Raw genomic sequence first — 408 nt, forward strand, 5'->3', positions numbered from 1 at the left:
CCTCCGCGGAAGCCTGAAATGCTCCCCCAAATGACGCCGATCAGCAAATCAAGAACAGCGGCTGCGACACCGATAAAGATTGAGATTCGCGCTCCTACCCATGTACGGACGAAAATGTCCCGTCCAAGATCATCTGTGCCGAACCAGTGATCTTTTGAAGGCGGCTTATCCGCATTTAAGAGATTAGTAGTTGAATAATCATACCTTGAGAACATCGGCGCAAAAATGGCCATAAGGATAATGAGCACGATAATGATAAGCCCGACCATTGCAAGCTTATTGCTGCGGAAGCGAAGCATCGCATCTTTCCAGAGGGAAAGGCTCTTTTTACTTATTTTTTCTGCATCGCCGGCATTCGCTGCGGCTGGTTCAAACATGTTTTTCGGAATGTTCTGCATGGCCTAGGCT

Annotated in this window: 1 pseudogene; it reads right to left on the reverse strand. The window is 48.0% G+C overall.

The window, feature by feature from the left end:
- Positions 1–398, reverse strand: a pseudogene (gene oppC / locus RVS70_RS22870) (oligopeptide ABC transporter permease OppC); the annotation flags it as partial.
- Positions 399–408: the final 10 nt, after the last annotated feature.

The sequence above is a fragment of the Virgibacillus sp. M23 genome (genome assembly GCF_034190895.1).
In the GTDB taxonomy this organism is placed as follows: Bacteria; Bacillota; Bacilli; order Bacillales; family Amphibacillaceae; genus Virgibacillus; species Virgibacillus salarius.